This is a genomic window from Cohnella faecalis, assembly GCF_003570905.1.
GTDB classification, from domain to species: Bacteria; Bacillota; Bacilli; order Paenibacillales; family Paenibacillaceae; genus Cohnella; species Cohnella faecalis.
In genome coordinates, this window is record NZ_QXJM01000039.1 from 1,143,941 (window position 1) to 1,162,339 (window position 18,399).

Below are 18,399 nucleotides of genomic sequence, written 5' to 3' on the forward strand. Positions count from 1 at the left end.
GTGGTCGGGAGCGCAACAGAGGTACGAGGTACCATACAATCGGAGGAATGTGTGATCGGGAGCGCAACAATGGTACGAGGTACCATACAATTGGCGGAATGTGTGATCGGGAGCGCAACAATGGTACGAGGTACCATACAATCGGAGGAATGTGTGGTCGAGAGCGAAACAGTGGAACGAGCTCCCGTATATTCGGCCGGAAGTGTGACCGAATGTGCGGGAGCTCGTTTGTTATTTGGTCGTATTCATGAGGCTGATCGAGAGACGAACCGGAGTCTCTTTGTTGTAGGTGAGGATGACGAGAGTCCCATTCCACTCGTAAGCTATCTCGTATTTGCCCGCGGCGAGCGGAGTCTTTACTCCCTTGCTGCCGGATGCTTCGATCTGGGCCGCGACCTCGTTGAGAACCGCCCGGTTCCAGGAGCGAATCTCCGATACGAAGTAAGCTTCCGGATTGTCTTCGTCCGCGATCAGCTTAAAGGAGAACTGGCTGGCGGAATAGACAAGCTCCATCGGAACAGCGACGGTCTCGCCCGAGAGCGATGGCTCGCTCGTCGAAGTTGCCGCAGCCGTCGGCGAAACGATTGACGGTTCGGCAGTTGCCGCCGAGAGAATCGTTACCGTGGCTTTTTTATTCGCGGCTGCGGAAGCGGCTCCGCTCGGGGAAGCCGAAGGCTCCGCAGACGAAGCAGGTTCCGATGCGGACGGCGCCGCTTCCGTCGCAGGCGATGCGCCCGGAGAAGAAGATGCCGAAGGCGACGGCTCCGATGAGGGAGACGGAGTCGCGGAAGGCTCCGGCGATGGAAGAGGGTCCGGCGAAGCGGCAGGTTCCTCTTCGCCAGAAGGAATTTCTTCCTCTGTCGAAGCCTCTTCTTCTTTGGGAGGATCTGCCGGGCCGAGCACTTCCTGCAGCTTCGGAAGAGCAAGCCCCAGAAAAGCTTGAACGGCCATTTTGCCGCCTCGGAAGTAGCCCTTGTATACGGTGCCTCCGTCGGCGTCGAGCAGCGTTCCGATTCCCTCGTATCTGTCGGCTTTGAACTTGCCTGCGTAGAGAGGGGTACCGTCCGGCAGGAACGCCTGCCCGTCCCCTTCTCGCAGTCCGTTCACGAAGGCGCCGGTGTAAATGGCGACGCCTTGATCGTTCGTAAGCGTCCCGGCTCCATGATAGCGCCCAAGCGCAAACGCGCCCTTATACTTCGCAGCGCCGGACGGATAATATTCCGTTCCTTCCCCGGAGGCGACTCCTCCCAGGAAGTTGCCTTCGATCTGAACGGTGCCGTCGTTTCGCAGCAGCTTGCCGGCTCCTTCGTAGACGCCGCCGTTGAATGCCCCTTCGTAGACAGGCTTCCCATCGTCGCCGAACAGCTTGCCCTCGCCTTGAAAGACGCCGGCGACAAATGCGCCCGTATAGCGGACGACATCCTTGGACGCGTACAACGTGCCCTCGCCTTCATACTTGCCGCCTGCGAACGCGCCCTCATAGACGAGGCTGCCGTCGGCGGCGAACAAGGAGCCGGCCCCCGCATATTGATCGTTGGCGAATTCGCCGCGGTAGAGCAGACGTCCTTCGGAATCGTACTGCTCGCCTTTTCCGGTTTTCAGTCCCTTATCGAAGTCGCCGGCGTACAGCAGCTGGCCGCCTGGTCCGAACAGCTTGCCGGTTCCGCTGTAAAGCCCGTCTTTCAAGGGTCCTGCGTAGACGAGCTCGCCCGCTTCGTTAGTAATCTTCGCCTGGCCGCTGAAGCCTTGAGCAGCCGCTGCCGAAGCTTCGATCTTCGGCGTCCGGGAGAACCATTTGTCCACGAATTTGGGCGGCTTGATGAATACGAAGAATACGATTGCTAGAGAGATTAGCAGAATGATGACAATTAGCTTTTTCGCAATATAGAAGGTACCCAATTTCCAATAATTATCGAGAGAGCGCAGCCCGGAGCCCATGACGTTGCGCATCCAGGAGATGAGCCAACGCAAAATAAGCTTCGGAAGCTGCTTGGCTCTCTTGAGCGGCATAATGATCATCCGCTTGATCGGCTTAATGAACGGCTTGAGAATTTGTTCGATCATGTCACGGCACCTGTATGGTCATTTGACCCGGATTCACGATTTGGATAGCGCCGCCCCAGTTGCACATGCACTTGGATTGGTTATTAAGCGCGGGCATGTTGCCTACGAGGACGGTAGGAGAACCGGGAACCCAGGGAGCCGCGGTTACCGGAACGCACGGCATCGGAGTCAAGACGCCGAGCGCGGCGGCCGTCGCCGCAGCGACGGTAGGGTTCGCCATTGAATTGCACATGCCGAACGGCAAAATATTCACGAGAGGCTTGTTGTCCATAATGTTGGCGATCGGCAAAGAAGTCATGACCCGATTCACCGGCAAAACCATCAGCGTGCTGGGAGCTACGCCGAACGAGCATTGCAGAGACGCGCCTCCGCATACGAGCTGCCCCACCTGAATCTCCCTTTCCCGACGAGATGTTTTGAGTGCTGCGATCCGTACTGTATTCGTTATTATTCATAGTACAACATATCCCGAAAATTGTCATTTTAGATAGGAAAGAGAGTGTAAAATGTCGAGAAGTATAGTACCATGGAAATATCAGGGCTTGAGACGGAAATGGTTGAGAATGCGATAGATTTCGAGAAAGCGACGGTCGATTCGGATATGAAAAAGCTGGCCATCTTTTTGTTGCTGGCCGCGTTGGCGGTTACGTCTTTTTCCGCCTACCGGATTCAGCAAAACGGCGGACTGTCGTCGGGCCCGTGGGAGCGGGATACGGTACTGGGCAATTTGTCGCGGGCGGTCGACGCGACGAACGGCTCCTTGGCCGTTATTTCGCAATCCCGGCAAGAAGTCGATAAAGTTTCCTCCGACGGAAAGCTGGAGGCGCGCATTACCCACCAAGGCTCGAAAAGCGTTTCGAGGCGCAATTTTACCGATGTCGCCGTCGATGGCGAAGGGCGGATTTTTGTTCTCGACACCGTGCTTGACGCTTACGGCTTGTATGTGACCGAAGAGCAGATTATACGGTACGATTCGAACGGGAAGTCCGCCGAAACGCTGTACTCGTGGAAGGGCAACGGGCAGAGCAAGAGGGTCGGACAGCTGAAGGGGCTGCAGGTTCAGGGCGAATCGCTGTTCTTCTTCGTGTCGGAGACCGATCGCATAGCGCTTATGGAAATTCCGCTTTCGGGAGGGAATGCCAAGGAAACGTTCAAGTTCTCGCTTCCGGTGAACCGATATTTGTCCGAAGTTATTGGCACACAGCCGGGACAAATTTATTACACGACGAAGCGAGGCGCGATATTCCTTGTGGCGGAGAACGGCGATAGCCGTATCGTCTATCCTCTCCCAACGATGGATCGAACGCGCAAAAACTTCCCCGAGCATCTGTCGCTCGATCCGTCGGGCAAGCTTATTTTTATCGATAGACTGTTGAACGCGGTAACTTCCATGGAGCCGAACAAGCCGAACAGCCTCAAAGTCGTCGTGGAAGGAGTCTCGCTGGAGACGGCGGCGCCGGGAGCGGAAAGCTACGAAATTATGGATGTCGATTGGACGGCTGGCGGCGGATTGGCCGTCGTTCTGAACGACGCGCTGCTCCGTTACGACGAAGGGGGCAGGCTGGCGGGAGTTCAGTCGAAATTTTCTTACGAACGCAGCGTTATAACGGGCAAGTGGCTCGTCTGGATTTTCGGGGCCGCATCGGCCGCGCTGCTCGTCTTTTCGCTAAGGCTCGTTTTCGTGCACGTGATGAACCGCCGCTTTTCCCTCTTTTTCAAAATGGTGTTCATTACCGTTCCAATTGTCGTCATCTGCATGATTTTGCTGTCCAATTTCATTTACAACAGCTTTTCCGCCCGAATGGAAGTAGAGATGCAAAGAGAGCTGTCGCTGCTTGCGCGCAACGGTCAGCACCTGATCGACGGAGACAAGCTGGTAAATATGCATTCCCCGCAAGAGTACCGAAGCGCGGATTACGAAGCGGTGCGCAAGAACATGAACTTCCTGTTCGAAGGAGAAGATTCGGCGGACCGTCAAGGGCTGTACAGCACATTGTACAAGTATGAAGACGGGCAGCTTTACATCCTTATGGACGACGACGACGGCGTAAACATGTTCAAGCCGTTCGAGACGAGCGAGGATAATCTGGCCGTGCTGCAGGAAGGAGTCGTCCGTTCCGGCCAATGGGAAGACGCCAACGGCAAATGGATGTACGCCATCGGTCCCGTTTACAATAGCGACGGGCAGGTTGTCGGCATTTACGAGACGGGCCGCGACTTGAACGTTCTCTACCAAGCCAACCGCAAAATATACAAGAACATCATCGAAAATATCGTTTACATTACGTCAGGCCTGCTCGTCGTTATTTTGCTGGCGACGTTCCTGATGCTGTCCTCGGTGCGCAAGCTGCGGCGGAGCGTCATGGCGATGGCGGACGGCAATTGGGATACCGAAGTAAGCATCCGCAGCCGCGACGAGGTCGGGGATCTCGGCGTGCAGTTCAACCGAATGGCGCGTTATATCCGGCAATATATCGCGGACATTACGCAATTTTCCGAAGCTTCCTATAGGTTCGTTCCACAGCAGTTTTTCAAATCGCTGGGCAAAAAGGGCATTCTGGATATTCGTCTCGGAGATCAGGTACAGCAGAATATGGCGGTTCTGGTTGCGAACATTCGCGGCTTCCACCAGCTGTCCCAGAAGCTCACGCCGAAGGAAAACTTCAATTTCATGAACTCGTTCCTCCGCAGATTCGGCTCGCAAGTGCGCAAGGAGGACGGTCTGATCAGCAAGTATCTGGGCGCCGGCTTCATGGCGTTGTTTCCGGGCTATGCGGAAGAAGCGCTGCGAACGGCCGTCGCCATTCGCCGCGATCTCGTCGATTACAACGAAGGCAGGCGGCGGGCGGGCTATGAGCCCGTCGAAGTCGGAATCGCGATTCACAAAGGCCCTCTCATGCTCGGCATTATCGGCGAGGAGCTGCGATGGGAAAGCAACGTAATCTCGGATGACGTTCATCTGACCGCTACGCTGGAGAAGCTGTCGGACGATTTGGGAGCTTCGATTCTCGTGACCCGCGCTTTTTTCGAGCAGTTGCGCGAGCCGGAACGTTTCCGTCACCGGACACTCGGGCGGATCACTCCCGAGGGGCAGGGAGAGGCTATCGAGCTGATCGACATTTACGAGGGAGATTCGGAGCAAACGCGCCAATTGAAAGATAGAACGAAGCCGCTGTTCGAGCGGGGCTTGCAGCTTTGCCAGGAGGGCCGCTTCTACGATGCCCGGGAAACGTTCGTCGAAGTTATCAAGCAGAACAGACTCGACAAGGCGGCCAAGCTGTACTTCTATTTGTGTGACGAGTACTACCAGAAAGGAACCGGATCGGGATGGAACGGAACGTTGGCCGTATAAGTCGGCGACGAGCCCCGAACCGATAGGGAGGTATACCGATGATAGCGAACACATACCGGATTGAGCGTCTTGGCAGCGTTGCGGACGCGGAACGGATAGTCGCTTTCTTCTTCTCGCCTTACTCCTTCGACGATACCCGGCATACGCCGGGAGAAGAGGAGCATTTCCGTACGCTGCCCTACCGGGCTTTGGAGGGAGAAGCCGTCTTCTGGTTCGTGACGAACGAGCAAGGCGATATCGTCGCCGTTAACAGCGTGAAGGAGAACGAACAGAAGACCGGCGGCTACAGCTGGGACTACATCGTCGTTCATCGGGATTATCGAAGCGAAGGAATCGCTTCCCGCCTCATCGAAGCCATGTTTCTATTCCTTGAATACAGCTCTGCTCGTTATGTGATGACTTATACTTGCTCGCTGCCGGAATACGGCACGATCCGAAAATTGTTCGAGCGCAACGGCTTTGAGCTGATCGGCCGTTGCCCCGACTATTATTTCGAAGGAGAGGATCGGCTTATTTATTGCCGAAAAATTTCCTGAAGCCTAATGGCGGCGATGCCATGCAAGAAAGAGAGAACTCGTCTTATGAATATGGATACGTGGTCGCGCCGAATCGGAATCCGAACGGAAGACCGGCGCAAGCTATGGCTCATGGCGCCGGTTTTTCTCATTTGCGGCGTGGCCGAAGCTCTCAATTACAACGGCTTTATGACACTGTTCAACTTAAGGTTCGGCAGCGAGTTTTTGCCGTACGTCTATGCGGCGGAAGCCGTTATTTTGCCGCTGGAAGCCTGGTTCATGAGCTGGCTTGCCGGAAAGCTGTCGAAGCCGTCGCTCATGCGAGCCATGTACTACATTATGACGGGAGTCGTGGCGATCAACGCCGCCGCGCTCCTCGTCATGCGGGCGACGGGTGAGGATTGGCGTTTCTATTATCCCGTGCTGTTCTTGACTTCAAGCTTCGTCGTGCGTCAGCAGACGATTCTTCTGTGGAGCTTGGCGGTTGACGTATGCCCGACTCAGCAAGCCAAACGTCTCATGCCGATATTCATCGCGGCGGCGACGATGGGCGGCGTTATCGCCGGTTTGCTGACGCAAGTCGTGAACAGCTGGTACGGTCCGGACATCGTCTATGCGATCGGTCCGGTTCTTTTGGCCGCCGCTGTCTTCAACTACCGCAAAGCGATCGCCCGTTATCTTGTGCCTCTGACGTTAAGGGCCGCGGCTGGCGGTCCGAATGCCGGATCGGCGGAGGACGGCGGGAGCTCCGCTCTCGATTATTTCCGCAGGACGCTCCGATCGCCGTTTCTTCTTGGCGTTCTGGGCATGATGACGATTATGCCGTCGCTTTATTTTCTAATGGAATACGTCTTTTTGAATACGTCTCACGCCGCATACCCGAACGAAGCCGACTTCGGTCGCATGTTCGGGGTCGTCACAACGGTATTGTTCGCGCTGGCGTTTTTGCTGCAGCTCGTGTCGGGACGATTGATGGCATGGCTTGGCGCAAGCGGCATGTTGACCGCCATTGCCGGGGTGTACGTCGTTTCGTTCGCGGCCGCCCTATTTTTTCTCGATTCACCCGCGGCTGTCGCGGCAGTGTCCGGCGGCTATATGCTTACTTATTTGCTGCTCTATTACACGGCGGAGCCTTCCTACCAATTGTTCTACAAGACGCTTCCTCTCGCTCAGCGCGACGGGTTTCGCTACGTCGCCCAAGGCATTTCGTCTTGCGGGGGAATATTGCTCGGAGCCGGTCTTCAACTGCTGCATAACGGCTTCGGGCTCGGCTTCGCGGCGCTGGCTGCCGTTGGAGCGGCGGGAGCGGCTGCGCTGCTCGCGCTGTCCTGGTTCGTGCGGCAGCTGTATATGCGCGAGCTGGTGAAAAGCATTCAAGTGCTCGGACTGGCCGAGCGGGAGCTGGCCGAGTCGTTCCGCGAGTTCGCGCGGAATTCGAAGACGATGGGGACGGTGCTCGCGATGCTCCGATCTCCGACTTCCGGCGAGGAAGCGAAGGAAATCGCCCTCGATATTATCGGCCGCACGAAGGACGTCCGTTACTTGCCTGAGCTGCTTCCGTTGATCGACGACGCGAACGACCGGATCAAGATCGCCGCGCTTAAGGCGCTTAACTTGGCGGGCGCGGATTTGCACGCGATGGCTCGCGTCGCTTCGCTGCTCGAGGATCCCGAGCCGGACGTTCGGACGGAAGCGGTCCGGAAGCTTGCCGGAATGAAGCATATGCCTTCCCAAGCTTTCTTCTTCCTGCGGATGAAGCTGCTGGATTCGCATCCCGGAGTCGTGGCCGAGGCGGTCAAAGCGATGTATTCGCTGGAAAGCGCCCAGAGCTACGAAGCGTGCTTCGAGGTTATCGAGAAGATATTGAAGGAAGGCGGAGAGCCGGCGGTATATGTATGCCGTGTCGTCGCGGAGCTGAGGCTGGAACGGTTTTCACCGGAAGTCGCCAAGCTGTTGGACGATCCTTCCCCATCGGTAAGGGTGGCGGCCACCGCGTGCTTGGGCTCCCTGCAAGCAACGCAGGTTTTGTCGACGCTGCTGGAGCGGCTAAGGACCGCTGACCAGGAGCTGTACCGCGTCACGGAGCAGGCATTGTCCGATATGGGAAGCAAAGCCGTTGCCGCGCTGAAAGCATCGCTTCCGAATGCGGCCCCTAAAGTGTGGAAAGCGTCGGTCGCGGCGCTGTCCAAGCTGCTGCCGGACGATGACGTGCGAGGCTGGCTGGCGGAGCAAGGGACGCTGAAGCTGGCGGAGAACGATGAGGCGATGAGGCTTCCCGCGGCATTCCGGCAGTTGGGGCGAACGGACCTTGCCGAGCTTGCGGAATTGCGCGTCCGGGATTTGAGAGAGACGGTGCATGGCGGAATTTGGGCGATGCTGGAACGATTGACGGATGAGCAGGTCGTTGCGGCCATTCGGCGCGCAGTGGACGACCAAGACGAAGAGATTCGTGGCGGAGGGCTCGAGGTGCTGGCCGAAGGAGTCGGCGAGCGCCGCTTGTCCCAGCGGCTTGCCGCAACCTTGCAGGCGGAAGAGTCTGTCGCGATTGTCCTGTCCGATCAGGAAGCGGAAGAGGCGGCTCACAAAGCCGCTACGAGCGCGGACGATTGGTGGCGGGAAATGGCCGCGGAGCTGAATCGCAGTAAGACGGGAGGGATTGCCGTGCTGGAAGAGCAAGGGATGCTCGGGCGCCTGAACAAAGTCGTCTTTTTGAAAAAAGTCGCTTTCTTCGCCGATTTATCTTTGGAGGAGCTTGGCTTGATTGCGAGCGTAGCCACGGAGGAAAAGTTTTCCGATGGCGACCTGCTATTGAAAAGAGGAGAGAAAAACGCCTCTTTATATGTTATTGTGGAAGGCAACGTGGAATTAACGAGCGTCTCCGCCGCAGGGTGGGAAGGCACGATCGGCGTCGTCGGTCCGGGCGAGGTATGCGGAGCGAATTCCGCCTTGGACGAATCCCCGTCGGCCGTGACGGCGCAAGCGTTTTTCGGAGACGTTCGCGTGCTCGGCTTGCAGAGGGACGAGGTTACGCGTCTAGTTCGCCTATATCCGGAAATAGGAATAGGCTTGCTTCGAGCCTCGCTAGCCCGAATCAGGCTGCTGGAAGAAATGATCATGCGGATCGATTCGTAACGATACGTATTCCGCCAGGCCGATTGGCCGAATATGATGAAGGAGGGCGGTCTATTCGCGACCGCCCGTTCGAATGGAGGGAATGGCAATGATACATTTGCACGGCAAGCAAGAAATCGCGCGCATGAGAAAAGCCGGCAAGCTGCTGGCGGCGTGCCACCGCGAGCTGCGAAAGCTCGTGAAGCCCGGCATTACAACGCATGAAATCGATCAATTCGTCGAGAAATATATAAGGGATCGGGGAGCTACTCCGGAGCAGATCGGCTTTCACGGCTACGAATACGCGACGTGCGCTTCCGTGAACGACGTCATTTGCCACGGATTTCCGAAAAAAGAAGCGCTGCGTGACGGCGATATCGTAACGATCGATACGGTCGTCAATCTTGACGGAGCTCTTGCGGATTCAGCCTGGAGCTACCGGGTCGGGCAAGTATCCGAACTGGCGGATAAGCTGCTGCGGGTAACGGAAGAGTGCTTATATCTGGGCATCGAGCAGGCTCGCGTCGGCAACCGTCTCGGCGATGTCGGCTATGCTATCCAGCAGCATGGGGAGAAGAACGGCTTTTCCATCGTCCGGGATTTCATCGGACACGGAATCGGACCGACGATGCACGAGGAGCCCCAAGTTCCTCATTACGGCTTGCCGGGACGGGGAATTCGTCTCAAAGAAGGAATGGTCATTACGATTGAGCCGATGCTTAATACCGGCAGCTACGGCGTAAAGGTCGACGAAGACGGATGGACGGCGAGAACGATCGACGGAGGCTTGTCTGCTCAATACGAGCACACGATTGCGATCACGAGCGACGGGCCTTATATTATTACGGATCAGGATGAGAACGCGCCATGATCGTCGTGAAGCTGCCGAAGGAGCAGAAGAAGGCGCTCGTTTCCAGCATCGTCCAATATTTCGAGGAAGAGCGTTCGGAGACGATCGGGGAACTCGCAGCCGAGCAAATGCTCGATTTTATGCTGCGCGAATTGAGCCCTTACGTGTACAACAAAGCTATCGAGGATGCGCGGGAACTTGTGCTCAGAAAATCGTCCGAGGTGGAAGACGAGCTCTATTCTTTGCAGAGGCCAATTGCGAATAGAGGGATTTGACGGGAGTGAAGGAAGCGATGAAAGGGAACGGACGGAACCGTAACGACGGCAGGCAGGAAAGAGGAAGCTCCGGCGGCGATCGAAGAGGCGCGAGCTCCGATAGAGGGAGCTTCGGCAGCGATCGAAGAGGCGCGAGCTCCGATAGGGGCGGCTTTGGCGATCGGAGAGGTGCGAGCTCCGATAGGGGCGGCTTTGGCGATCGGAGAGGCGTGGGCTCCGACAAGGGCGGGTTTGGCGATCGGAGAGGTGCGAGCTCCGATAGAGCTGGTTTTGGAGATCGAAGAGGCGTGGGCTCCGATAGGAACGGTCAAGTAGACCGCAGCGGCGCTGGCCAGAGCGGAAGCAACGGAAGGCACGAACGTTCGCCGGGCGAAAGCAGACCGGGGGAGTCGAGGCAGCAGGCGCATCGCGGAAAACCGGGTGCGGGAAGCGGGAAAGGATCAAGCCAAGCCGGTTTATTAAAGCCTGGCAGGATTAAGGGCGAATGGATGGAGATTCGGCTCCCCGACACGCTTGCGGGTGCGCCGTTGCCGCGGATTTTGCCTCATTTGCCGCTTGCTCCGAAACTAATATCGAAGCTGTCTCAATCACGGGGATTGCTGCTTCAAGGTCCGAACTTAAGGCTGCAATTGTTTCCCCGTGAACGCCGGGATTTCGAGTCGGACTGGATGGAGCTTAACGTTCTTTACGAGGATGAGTTCACGCTGGTCATCAACAAGCCGGCGGGCTACGAAGTGCATCCGAGCGAAAAAGGGCAGCGCCGTACTCTTGCGCATGCCGTGGCCGCATATTACGAGATGTCCGGACAAGACGTACGGATTCGCCATATCCATCGGATCGATAAAGACACGACCGGGCCGGTTCTGTATGCGAAGAACGAATTCGCTCACTATCAGTTCGATAAGGCGATGCGAGAGAAAAAAATCGAACGCGTGTACTTGGCTTTGGCGGAAGGCGTACTGGAGAAAAAGCAGGGAACGATCAACAAGCCGATCGGCCAAGACCGGCACCACTCGACGAAGCGCCGGGTCAGCGAAACAGGAGATCCGGCGGTTACGCATTATGAGGTCGTGGAGCGTTTTGCGGATCATACGCTCGTGCGTTTGCAATTGGAGACCGGCAGAACGCATCAAATTCGCGTACATATGGCGGCGATCGGCCATCCTTTGGCAGGCGACGGCTTGTACGGAGGAAAGCGGACGGTCATGTCCCGGCAAGCGCTTCACGGAGAAAGGCTGATTTGGAGCCATCCGTGGACGGGGGACAAGCAACAGGTGCAAGCGCCGCTGCCGGAAGATTTCAACCAAGCGTTGAAGCGTCTGCGCGGCGGGAAATAACATAACAAAATCTGGTTGGAGCGGCCGTATTTCGATGAGTAATCGTCGAACTGCGGCCGATTCGTTTTAAGCGGCTATAGGTTGAAAAGTGATGCGAATGGACACAACGGTGGCGGTAGGCGGGTAGAGTGTGCGAAATTGTGATGCGAATGGACACAACGGTGGCGGTAGGCGGTTAGAGCGTGCGAAATTGTGACGCGTATGGACACAACGGTGGCGGTAGGCGAGTAGAGTGCGCGAAATTGTGATGCGAATGGACACAACGGTGGCGGTAGGCGAGTAGAGTGCGCGAAATTGTGGTGCGAATGGACACAACGGTGGCGGTAGGCGGGTAGAGTGTGCGAAATTGTGACGCGTATGGACACAACGGTGGCGGTAGGCGGGTAGAGTGTGCGAAATTGTGGTGCGAATGGATACAACGGTGGCGGTAGGCGGGTAGAGTGTGCGAAATTGTGGTGCGAATGGACACAACGGTGGCGGTAGGCGGGTAGAGTGTGCGAAATTGTGATGCGAATGGACACAACGGTGGCGGTAGGCGGGTAGAGCGTGCGAAATTGTGACGCGAATGGACACAACGGTGGCGGTAGGCGGGTAGAGTGTGCGAAATTGTGATGCGAATGGACACAACGGTGGCGGTAGGCGGGTAGAGTGTGCGAAATTGTGATGCGAATGGACACAACGGTGGCGGTAGGCGTTTTGCAGACCCAATAAAGTAAAATGCCTTATATCCATAAAAACAGGCTGGACGGGATACCACCTCTCCCATCCAGCCTGTTTGTTCATGCTATGCCCGCTCGCGCCTGCAGATCGCCTCCGTCATCAAGTAGGAGATGGCGGCTTCCGCCCCGCAGTTGAGATTCGGACCGTGTTCGGCTAATCCGTCGCAACAGCTGCCGTCGGAGCAATCGATCATCGGCACTTGCAAATCGTTCTCACCATAAAACCAGGAGAGACACAAATCCCGCATTTCCCGCAAATAACGGGTGTCGGCCATATCCGAGCCTCGATGCGATTGAACAAGACCCGGCCATGAAGCTCCGACGAGGCTGCCCGAATGTCTCGAACTCCCCAAACTGCCCGAACTCCCCGAATGTCTCGAACTGCCCAAGCTGCCCGAGTTTGCCGAATCGCTCCCTCCGGAGGTGCCGAGCGTTGAAGATACCCCGCTGGCGACGAGACGCGATTCGTCGTAACGAGCGGCTTCAACGGCAAGCGCCGCTTCTTCGAGCGCCAGCGCGAGCTTGAACATTTCGAGCGGCTGTTGATCCCAGCGGCTTATCGTTTCGTTGGTGCACCAGCCGTCGTTGCCGACTGGACGAAGCCAGCCTTCCTCGGCAGTCATCGTATCCAGCAAGTAGGCCAAGCTGTCCAGACCGTTTTTGAGCGTCTCCGGTTTTTGCGTGACCCGGTACGTCCGCAGAAGCGCCCAAGCGGGAATTCCGTTGCTGTACGTCATGGCCGGCTCGAACCATCGCCAGCTGTCGTCCGCAAAATGACGGAAAGCCTCGTTCATCAATTGCTCCAGCCGTTTCATCTGCTGCTTGAGAAGCTGACGCCAATCATCCGGAAGCTGGATAGTTCCGGACTCGTCGGCATCCAGCAGATGAGCGCACGCCGCCATGGCGAATGCCCGGCCTCTGAGCGAATCGATGCGCATAATGGTTTGAAGTGATTTTTCGATCATAATCCGGGCCGTTTCTCTAAGCGGCCCTTCCAGCCTCACCCACGCATCGGCGCAAGCCCAGAACGCCCGGCCTTGGCAATCGTGGGAAAGCTCTTCCGGCTCTGGAGTCCGGTCGTAAGCGATATTGTTATGCCACCAGCCGTCGTCGTGCTGGCTCCATAATAGGAATGCCATATAAATTTCCGCCAAGGCCGACAGTGTGCCCGCCTGCTCCGCAGTCATTTTCCCGTCTTTTTCCGCACATATTTCCATGGCCCTGTCATTTCGTAACCGTTCCTCATCCGACCTCGTTTCCATGGCCCTGTCATTTCGTAACCGATCCTCATCCGACCTCATTTCCATGGCCCTGTCATTTCGTAACCGTTCCTCATCCGACCTCGTTTCCATGGCCCTGTCATTTCGTAACCGATCCTCATCCGACCTCGTTTCCATGGCCCTGTCATTCCGTAACCGATCCTCATCCGACCTCGTTTCCATGGCCCTGTCATTTCGTAACCGATCCTCATCCGACCTCGTTCCCATGGCCCTGTCGTTTCGTAACCGATCCTCGTCCGATCTCGTTTCCATGGCCCTATCGTTTCGTAACCGATCCTCGTCCGACCTCACTTCCATAGCTCTGTCGTTCCGCGATCGATCCTCGTCCGGCCCGAATTCCATTGCCTGGTCATCCCTTGCTAGGTCCGCCGCCGTCCCGGAATCATTCGTTCTTCTGCCGACGATCGTATCCGTCTTTTTTCGATGCGAGGCAAGGGACAGCCATTCCGTCACCGTCCATAACGCCCTCGCGTTGTCATCCGTCGTGTAGCCTTCCCGGCGGCGCGGAACGCGCCCCAGCGCATGCTCAAGCAATCCGGTATCGTCCGTCAATCGGCGCAGATGAGCGAACGATGGCGCAGAGCCCATGCGCCGCGAGCTATTGTCAGACGACATCGGCAATGGTAGACCGCTGCTCGTTAACGACTTGATTGAATAACCGCAAATGCTGCGCCCCGATTTGCGGCCAATGCATGTTCTGCCCGATTTCCGCGACGATTTTTTCCCAGCGCTCCAGCATGCCGGGATAGGTGAAGAGCTCGATAATCTTCGAGCTCCAGGCGCCTACGTCGCCGTAGGGCAGGAGCATTTCGTCGTGGCCTTGCACCAAATCCCTCGCGTAGCAATACGGAGTGGAGAGAATCGGCTTGCCGAGTCCGGCAGCGTAAGCGAGCGTTCCGCTCGTTATTTGCTGCATGCCGGGGTAGGGCGTAATGTACAGGTCGGCTGCCGTAATAAGCGAGGCAAGCTCCTCCTCCGGAATGTACCTGTCGATCATCTGAACGTGGTGCTCCAGCCCGAGCTCTTTTACAAGATTGCCCAACTCTTGCCTGTAAGCTTCCCCTTCGTGCTTGCGCACTTCGGGATGCGTCTGCCCGGCTATGACGTACATAAGCTCCGGAACGGCCTGAACCGCAATCGCTAGAGCGCGGAGCGCAAGCTCGATGCCTTTGCTCCGGCTGAGCAGGCCGAAGGAGAACGCCACCTTCCGATTTTCCCATCCGTTGCGGCGCCTGACAAGCGTCCGGTCAGCCCGGTTCGGCATCGGCGTTCCATGCGGAATGAACGATATTTTCTCGTGCGGAATGCCGAAGCTGGAATGGAGAAAGCCGATCGCTTTCCGATTCATGACAAGAAGATGATCGCTCCATTCGGCGATTTCCCGCTGAACGTCCGAATATCGTTCCTGAGGCTGCTCGAATACGGTATGGAACGTCGTCACGACCGGCTTTTTCAGACGTTGAAGCAGCTCCAGTACGTGGGAGCCCGCATCGCCTCCGAAAATTCCGAATTCGTGCTGCAAAGAGACGATATCCACCGAGCTTTGATTAATCGTCTCCGCGACTCTGCGGTATTCCTCCGGATCCGGCTTGACGACAGGCCACATCCAGCTTTCCCGGTAATCGACCCGTTCGTCCGGATTGCACATGGCGACGACCGTATCCTGCGACCATCCGTTTTTGGCAAGCCCGACGGCTTCGCGCAAATGATGGGTGTAGGTGGCAAGTCCGCATTTTTTGGGAACAAAAGTACTGACATAAGCGATGTGGGGTTGACGAGTCGTGTTCATCGGCGATGCACCTCCAAGGTTCGATTGCATACGGCTTCGTGCAAAATGTGGGGCCCGACCTGCATTCCCGTTCCGAAAATGCATTCGTTCAACTGGGCGCCCGTTCGGATTTTGCAGCGTTCCCACAGGATCGATTGCGATAAGCGCACGTGGCTTCCGATTCGCGTTCCGTTGCCGACGACGGCATAGGGACCGATAATGCTGCGGTCGCCGATCGTGACGTCGTCGCCGATCATGACCGGAGGAACGAAGAGAACCCCTTGGCCGACGCGTACGTTATCGCCGATCCAGATTCCGTTGTCGTCGGAGTCTTTGCCGCCGATCGCAAGCGGAAAGCGGCGGTCCAGCAAATCCCAATGCAATTGGCGGTAGCGCACCTTGGTGCCCATATCCATCCAATAGCCGCCTATCGGATGGCCGTATACGCCGCTGCCGTTTTCAATCAGGAGCGGGAACGTTTCCTTCTCGATGGACACCGGCCGCCCGGCGGGGATATGGTCCAATGCGCGGCGTTCCATAATGTATATGCCGGCGTTGATGCGATTTGTCGGTGCTTCTTCTTTTTTTGGTTTTTCGACAAAACGAACGATTTTTCCGTTGCCGGCTTGATCGACGACGCCATAGTGCGACGGATCGTCCACCTCGGTCAGACAGATCGTCGCCGCACCGCCATGCTCGTCGTGAAAGCGGAGCGCGGAGGCCAGATCGACCTGATGGATGATGTCGGCGTTAACGACGATAAAGCGATCGGCCAGCAGCTTTTCTGCGTTTTTGATCGCTCCCGCCGTGCCGAGCAGCTCCGTTTCGACGGAATAATCGATGCGTACTCCGTATTTGGAGCCGTCTCCGAGAAGAGTCTCGATCAATTCGCGATAGTGTTTCACGGCGATGACGAATTCGTCGACGCCCTGGGCTTTGTAGTGAAGGAGCAAGTGCTCCAGCCAAGGACGATTGCCTACGAGGGCCATCGGTTTGGGAAGATGCTCCGTCAATGGCCGGAGCCTTGTGCCCAGACCGCCTGCAAGGAAGAGTGCTTTCATGAACGAATCAGCCTCCGTTTCTTTCCCCTAAGGGTCGACTGTCTTTCTATTAACACGATCCCTTCCGTCCGAATCAGCGAGGAGAAAAAAAGACGCTTCCCGGTTCGCGCGGCGCGCAGGGAAGCGTCATGGTTCGTTGTGTCGTTCAATGGCTTGAAGAGGGCTGCAATGGATGCGTCGGATACGGATCGCGCTATTCCCCTGAAGGCCGGAAGATGGAATCGTACCTTTTAGCTAACGCCTACTTTACCGGATTAAGGAAAATAAAGCAATCATTATCCAGACGGCTTGTCCTTCCGCCCCTCATTCGTTAACGCCACGAACGGCGTCCCGTGAACAAGGAAATGACGAACAGGATCAGGAAAATAAAGAACAGCACTTTGGCGATGCCGGCTGCGGCCGCGACGATGCCTCCGAATCCGAAGATAGCGGCCACGATAGCCACGACCAGAAATACCATTGTCCAATAGAGCATAGGAATTCCTCCTTTTGTAGTGAACCGGAGCTTCCGCAACGTCAGGTATTAGGCTGCGGGCTCCTCGCTAGTCGTTGCTTACCCCTCCTCTGCCGCTTTGAATCGATGGGACGCCGATGGTTCAACGTCTTCCTCTTGCGGGTAACGGGACATTAGATAGGCACAAGCCGACGCCTGTGCAACCGGAAGGAGGAATGCTCTTGAGCAGCAATGAAATTATCGCATGGAGCGTGGCCGCGGCCGCTGCGAGCTTCATGGCGTTGTGCGTGTTTTTGATCCTGCTGCTGCGCGCGACGCAATCCGCTATGAGAGAAGTGAAGATGACGGTCGAAAGCTTGCAAGGCGACGTGAAAAAGCTGGCGGCTACCGTCACCGAGGTAACGGATGACATAAGAGGAAAGCTGCAATCCACCGATCCGCTGTTCGATGCGGTAAAGGATGTCGGTGAGCTGTTAAGCGAAGCGACCGGAGCGGCGCGCCATGCTTCCAGAGGAATCGCACACGCATTCAATCTGCAAGCAGCCGCTGCGACTCATCAAGCCGACGATGCGCCGACTCCCGCATGGCTGCGTTGGGCGACGATAGGCGCTCGCGTGGCGATCGGCTTGCGCAAAGGCTGGCAGCAATCGCGGACATCCCCGGCGGACGGACGCGAATAAGAAACGGACGGAGGCGCTCGTATGCTCATATCGTGGCTAGTCATGCTTGTATTGGTTCTGGGAGGAGCGGGAGGGGGCTCAACGTCCGGCCCTGCTCCCGCGATGGCTTCTATACCAGAGGCATCTTCCCAATGGCGGCTGGAAGGGCTTGCAGTCGGGGATCGGGCGGACGATGTCGCGAGAAGTGGGGTCAACCCTCCGGCAAAGAGCGGGACGAGTGGCAGCCGGGCTGCGTAACGTGGAGCTACGGCAAGAGCAAGAACGTCGGTTTGTGCGAAGGAACCGTGTCTTATGTCCAATTGAAGGCCGCTGCCAGCGGAGCGGACATAGACGGCAAAAAGGTGAAGCTGGACAAACAATCGCTCGAGGACGCTCTCGGAGCGCCGGCCTTTGTCGCCGACGACGGATGGGGAGTAACGAACGGGACCGATGCGCTCAAAGTATTCGTCGACGATTCGGGCAATCTCGTTTCCTTGGATCTCTTCGAAGATTGCTGCGGCGTTTGAAGGAAAAAAGTGAAATCGACCGTTTCACTCCGGAATTCCGGGTTTAAGTAAAGGAAGAGACGATCCATAAGGAGGAGACAAAGGATGAGAGCATACGCCAAGCTTGTCAACAACGGATTGGAAGCCGTCGACGTGGTGAAGGATTTGCACCGTCAAGGATTTACGAGGGAAGAGGTTTACGTGCTGGCTCATGGGAAGGAACGAACGGACCGTCTGGCGGACACGATCGATACGAACAAGGTAGGGCTGTCGGAGGAAGGCATGTTCGATTCGATCGCCAATTTGTTCCGATCCAGAGGCGACGAGCTCCGCAGCAAGATTGAATCGATGGGGTTCGAGCCTCGCGAGGCGCATCTGTACGAAGCGGCACTCGATCAAGGGAAAGTATTGGTCATGGCGCGCCATTAAAGCATTCGGAGCATATGGG

At 56.8% G+C, this 18,399-nt stretch carries 15 protein-coding genes and 1 pseudogene; 9 read left to right on the top strand and 7 right to left on the bottom strand.

Annotated elements, in window-relative coordinates:
- Nucleotides 1-231 precede the first annotated feature (231 nt).
- Both D3H35_RS18135 and D3H35_RS18140 read right to left on the bottom strand, forming a co-directional pair.
- Complete coding sequence (locus tag D3H35_RS18135; RefSeq protein ID WP_119150634.1) at nt 232-2,064, bottom strand: MORN repeat-containing protein; 1,833 nt, start codon at nt 2,062-2,064, stop codon at nt 232-234.
- 1 nt (nt 2,065) lies between these two features.
- Nucleotides 2,066-2,452: a DUF4280 domain-containing protein gene (locus D3H35_RS18140; protein WP_119150635.1), complete on the bottom strand. Its 387-nt coding sequence runs from the start codon at nt 2,450-2,452 to the stop codon at nt 2,066-2,068.
- 138 nt (nt 2,453-2,590) lie between these two features.
- Here D3H35_RS18140 and D3H35_RS18145 point away from each other — a divergent pair, with 138 nt between their 5' ends.
- From D3H35_RS18145 to D3H35_RS18165, 5 genes are all read left to right on the top strand, one after another.
- Nucleotides 2,591-5,416, top strand: a complete 2,826-nt coding sequence (locus D3H35_RS18145) for an adenylate/guanylate cyclase domain-containing protein (protein ID WP_119150636.1) — start codon at nt 2,591-2,593, stop codon at nt 5,414-5,416.
- Nucleotides 5,417-5,454: 38 nt separating this feature from the next.
- Complete coding sequence (locus tag D3H35_RS18150) at nt 5,455-5,952, top strand: GNAT family N-acetyltransferase (protein ID WP_119150637.1); 498 nt, start codon at nt 5,455-5,457, stop codon at nt 5,950-5,952.
- A 45-nt stretch (nt 5,953-5,997) separates the two neighbouring features.
- Nucleotides 5,998-9,063, top strand: coding sequence for a HEAT repeat domain-containing protein (locus D3H35_RS18155; protein WP_158594174.1), 3,066 nt, complete (start codon nt 5,998-6,000; stop codon nt 9,061-9,063).
- A gap of 88 nt (nt 9,064-9,151) precedes the next feature.
- Entirely contained in the window at nt 9,152-9,913 is a 762-nt protein-coding gene (map, locus tag D3H35_RS18160; protein WP_119150639.1) for a type I methionyl aminopeptidase, read from the top strand.
- Complete coding sequence (locus tag D3H35_RS18165; protein WP_119150640.1) at nt 9,910-10,167, top strand: DUF2164 domain-containing protein; 258 nt, start codon at nt 9,910-9,912, stop codon at nt 10,165-10,167. The genes map and D3H35_RS18165 overlap by 4 nt, the downstream gene beginning before the upstream one ends.
- Here the strand turns inward: D3H35_RS18165 and D3H35_RS30380 are convergent.
- A complete protein-coding gene (locus D3H35_RS30380; protein ID WP_147355886.1) occupies nt 10,128-10,523 on the bottom strand; it encodes a hypothetical protein in 396 nt (131 codons plus the stop codon). The two genes, D3H35_RS18165 and D3H35_RS30380, sit on opposite strands and share 40 nt — an antisense overlap.
- Nucleotides 10,524-10,655: 132 nt before the next feature.
- Between D3H35_RS30380 and D3H35_RS18170 the strand changes: the two genes are divergently transcribed.
- Nucleotides 10,656-11,504, top strand: coding sequence for an RluA family pseudouridine synthase (locus D3H35_RS18170; RefSeq protein WP_119151213.1), 849 nt, complete (start codon nt 10,656-10,658; stop codon nt 11,502-11,504).
- A gap of 2,419 nt (nt 11,505-13,923) precedes the next feature.
- Here the strand turns inward: D3H35_RS18170 and D3H35_RS34895 are convergent.
- From D3H35_RS34895 to D3H35_RS18190, 4 genes and pseudogenes are all read right to left on the bottom strand, one after another.
- A pseudogene (locus D3H35_RS34895) lies at nt 13,924-14,091 on the bottom strand (glycosyl transferase); the annotation flags it as partial.
- 16 nt (nt 14,092-14,107) lie between these two features.
- The gene (locus D3H35_RS18180; protein ID WP_119150642.1) at nt 14,108-15,292 is read right to left on the bottom strand and encodes a glycosyltransferase family 4 protein; all 1,185 of its coding nucleotides are present in this window, start codon (nt 15,290-15,292) and stop codon (nt 14,108-14,110) included.
- The gene (locus D3H35_RS18185) at nt 15,289-16,332 is read right to left on the bottom strand and encodes a nucleotidyltransferase family protein (protein WP_119150643.1); all 1,044 of its coding nucleotides are present in this window, start codon (nt 16,330-16,332) and stop codon (nt 15,289-15,291) included. Before D3H35_RS18185 ends, D3H35_RS18180 begins: the two co-directional genes overlap by 4 nt.
- A gap of 310 nt (nt 16,333-16,642) precedes the next feature.
- The gene (locus D3H35_RS18190) at nt 16,643-16,807 is read right to left on the bottom strand and encodes a DUF1328 domain-containing protein (protein ID WP_119150644.1); all 165 of its coding nucleotides are present in this window, start codon (nt 16,805-16,807) and stop codon (nt 16,643-16,645) included.
- 200 nt (nt 16,808-17,007) lie between these two features.
- Between D3H35_RS18190 and D3H35_RS18195 the strand changes: the two genes are divergently transcribed.
- The 3 genes from D3H35_RS18195 to D3H35_RS18205 all read left to right on the top strand — a co-directional run bounded on the left by D3H35_RS18195 (nt 17,008) and on the right by D3H35_RS18205 (nt 18,380).
- Entirely contained in the window at nt 17,008-17,466 is a 459-nt protein-coding gene (locus tag D3H35_RS18195; protein WP_158594175.1) for a DUF948 domain-containing protein, read from the top strand.
- A gap of 131 nt (nt 17,467-17,597) precedes the next feature.
- On the top strand, nt 17,598-17,972 hold the full coding sequence (locus D3H35_RS18200) for a hypothetical protein (protein ID WP_119150646.1): 375 nt from the start codon (nt 17,598-17,600) through the stop codon (nt 17,970-17,972).
- An 84-nt stretch (nt 17,973-18,056) separates the two neighbouring features.
- A complete protein-coding gene (locus D3H35_RS18205) occupies nt 18,057-18,380 on the top strand; it encodes a YflT domain-containing protein (protein ID WP_119150647.1) in 324 nt (107 codons plus the stop codon).
- The last annotated feature ends 19 nt before the right edge of the window (nt 18,381-18,399 follow it).

Excerpts from the sequence above, each read along its gene's own strand:
- D3H35_RS18135 (WP_119150634.1), bottom strand. The coding sequence starts at position 2,064 with ATGATCGAACAAATTCTCAAGCCGTTCATTAAGCCGATCAAGCGGATG.
- D3H35_RS18145 (WP_119150636.1), top strand. The coding sequence starts at position 2,591 with ATGGAAATATCAGGGCTTGAGACGGAAATGGTTGAGAATGCGATAGAT.
- D3H35_RS18150 (WP_119150637.1), top strand. The coding sequence starts at position 5,455 with ATGATAGCGAACACATACCGGATTGAGCGTCTTGGCAGCGTTGCGGAC.
- D3H35_RS18155 (WP_158594174.1), top strand. The coding sequence starts at position 5,998 with ATGAATATGGATACGTGGTCGCGCCGAATCGGAATCCGAACGGAAGAC.
- map (WP_119150639.1), top strand. The coding sequence starts at position 9,152 with ATGATACATTTGCACGGCAAGCAAGAAATCGCGCGCATGAGAAAAGCC.
- D3H35_RS18165 (WP_119150640.1), top strand. The coding sequence starts at position 9,910 with ATGATCGTCGTGAAGCTGCCGAAGGAGCAGAAGAAGGCGCTCGTTTCC.
- D3H35_RS18170 (WP_119151213.1), top strand. The coding sequence starts at position 10,656 with ATGGAGATTCGGCTCCCCGACACGCTTGCGGGTGCGCCGTTGCCGCGG.
- D3H35_RS18180 (WP_119150642.1), bottom strand. The coding sequence starts at position 15,292 with ATGAACACGACTCGTCAACCCCACATCGCTTATGTCAGTACTTTTGTT.
- D3H35_RS18185 (WP_119150643.1), bottom strand. The coding sequence starts at position 16,332 with ATGAAAGCACTCTTCCTTGCAGGCGGTCTGGGCACAAGGCTCCGGCCA.
- D3H35_RS18190 (WP_119150644.1), bottom strand. The coding sequence starts at position 16,807 with ATGCTCTATTGGACAATGGTATTTCTGGTCGTGGCTATCGTGGCCGCT.
- D3H35_RS18200 (WP_119150646.1), top strand. The coding sequence starts at position 17,598 with ATGGCGGCTGGAAGGGCTTGCAGTCGGGGATCGGGCGGACGATGTCGC.
- D3H35_RS18205 (WP_119150647.1), top strand. The coding sequence starts at position 18,057 with ATGAGAGCATACGCCAAGCTTGTCAACAACGGATTGGAAGCCGTCGAC.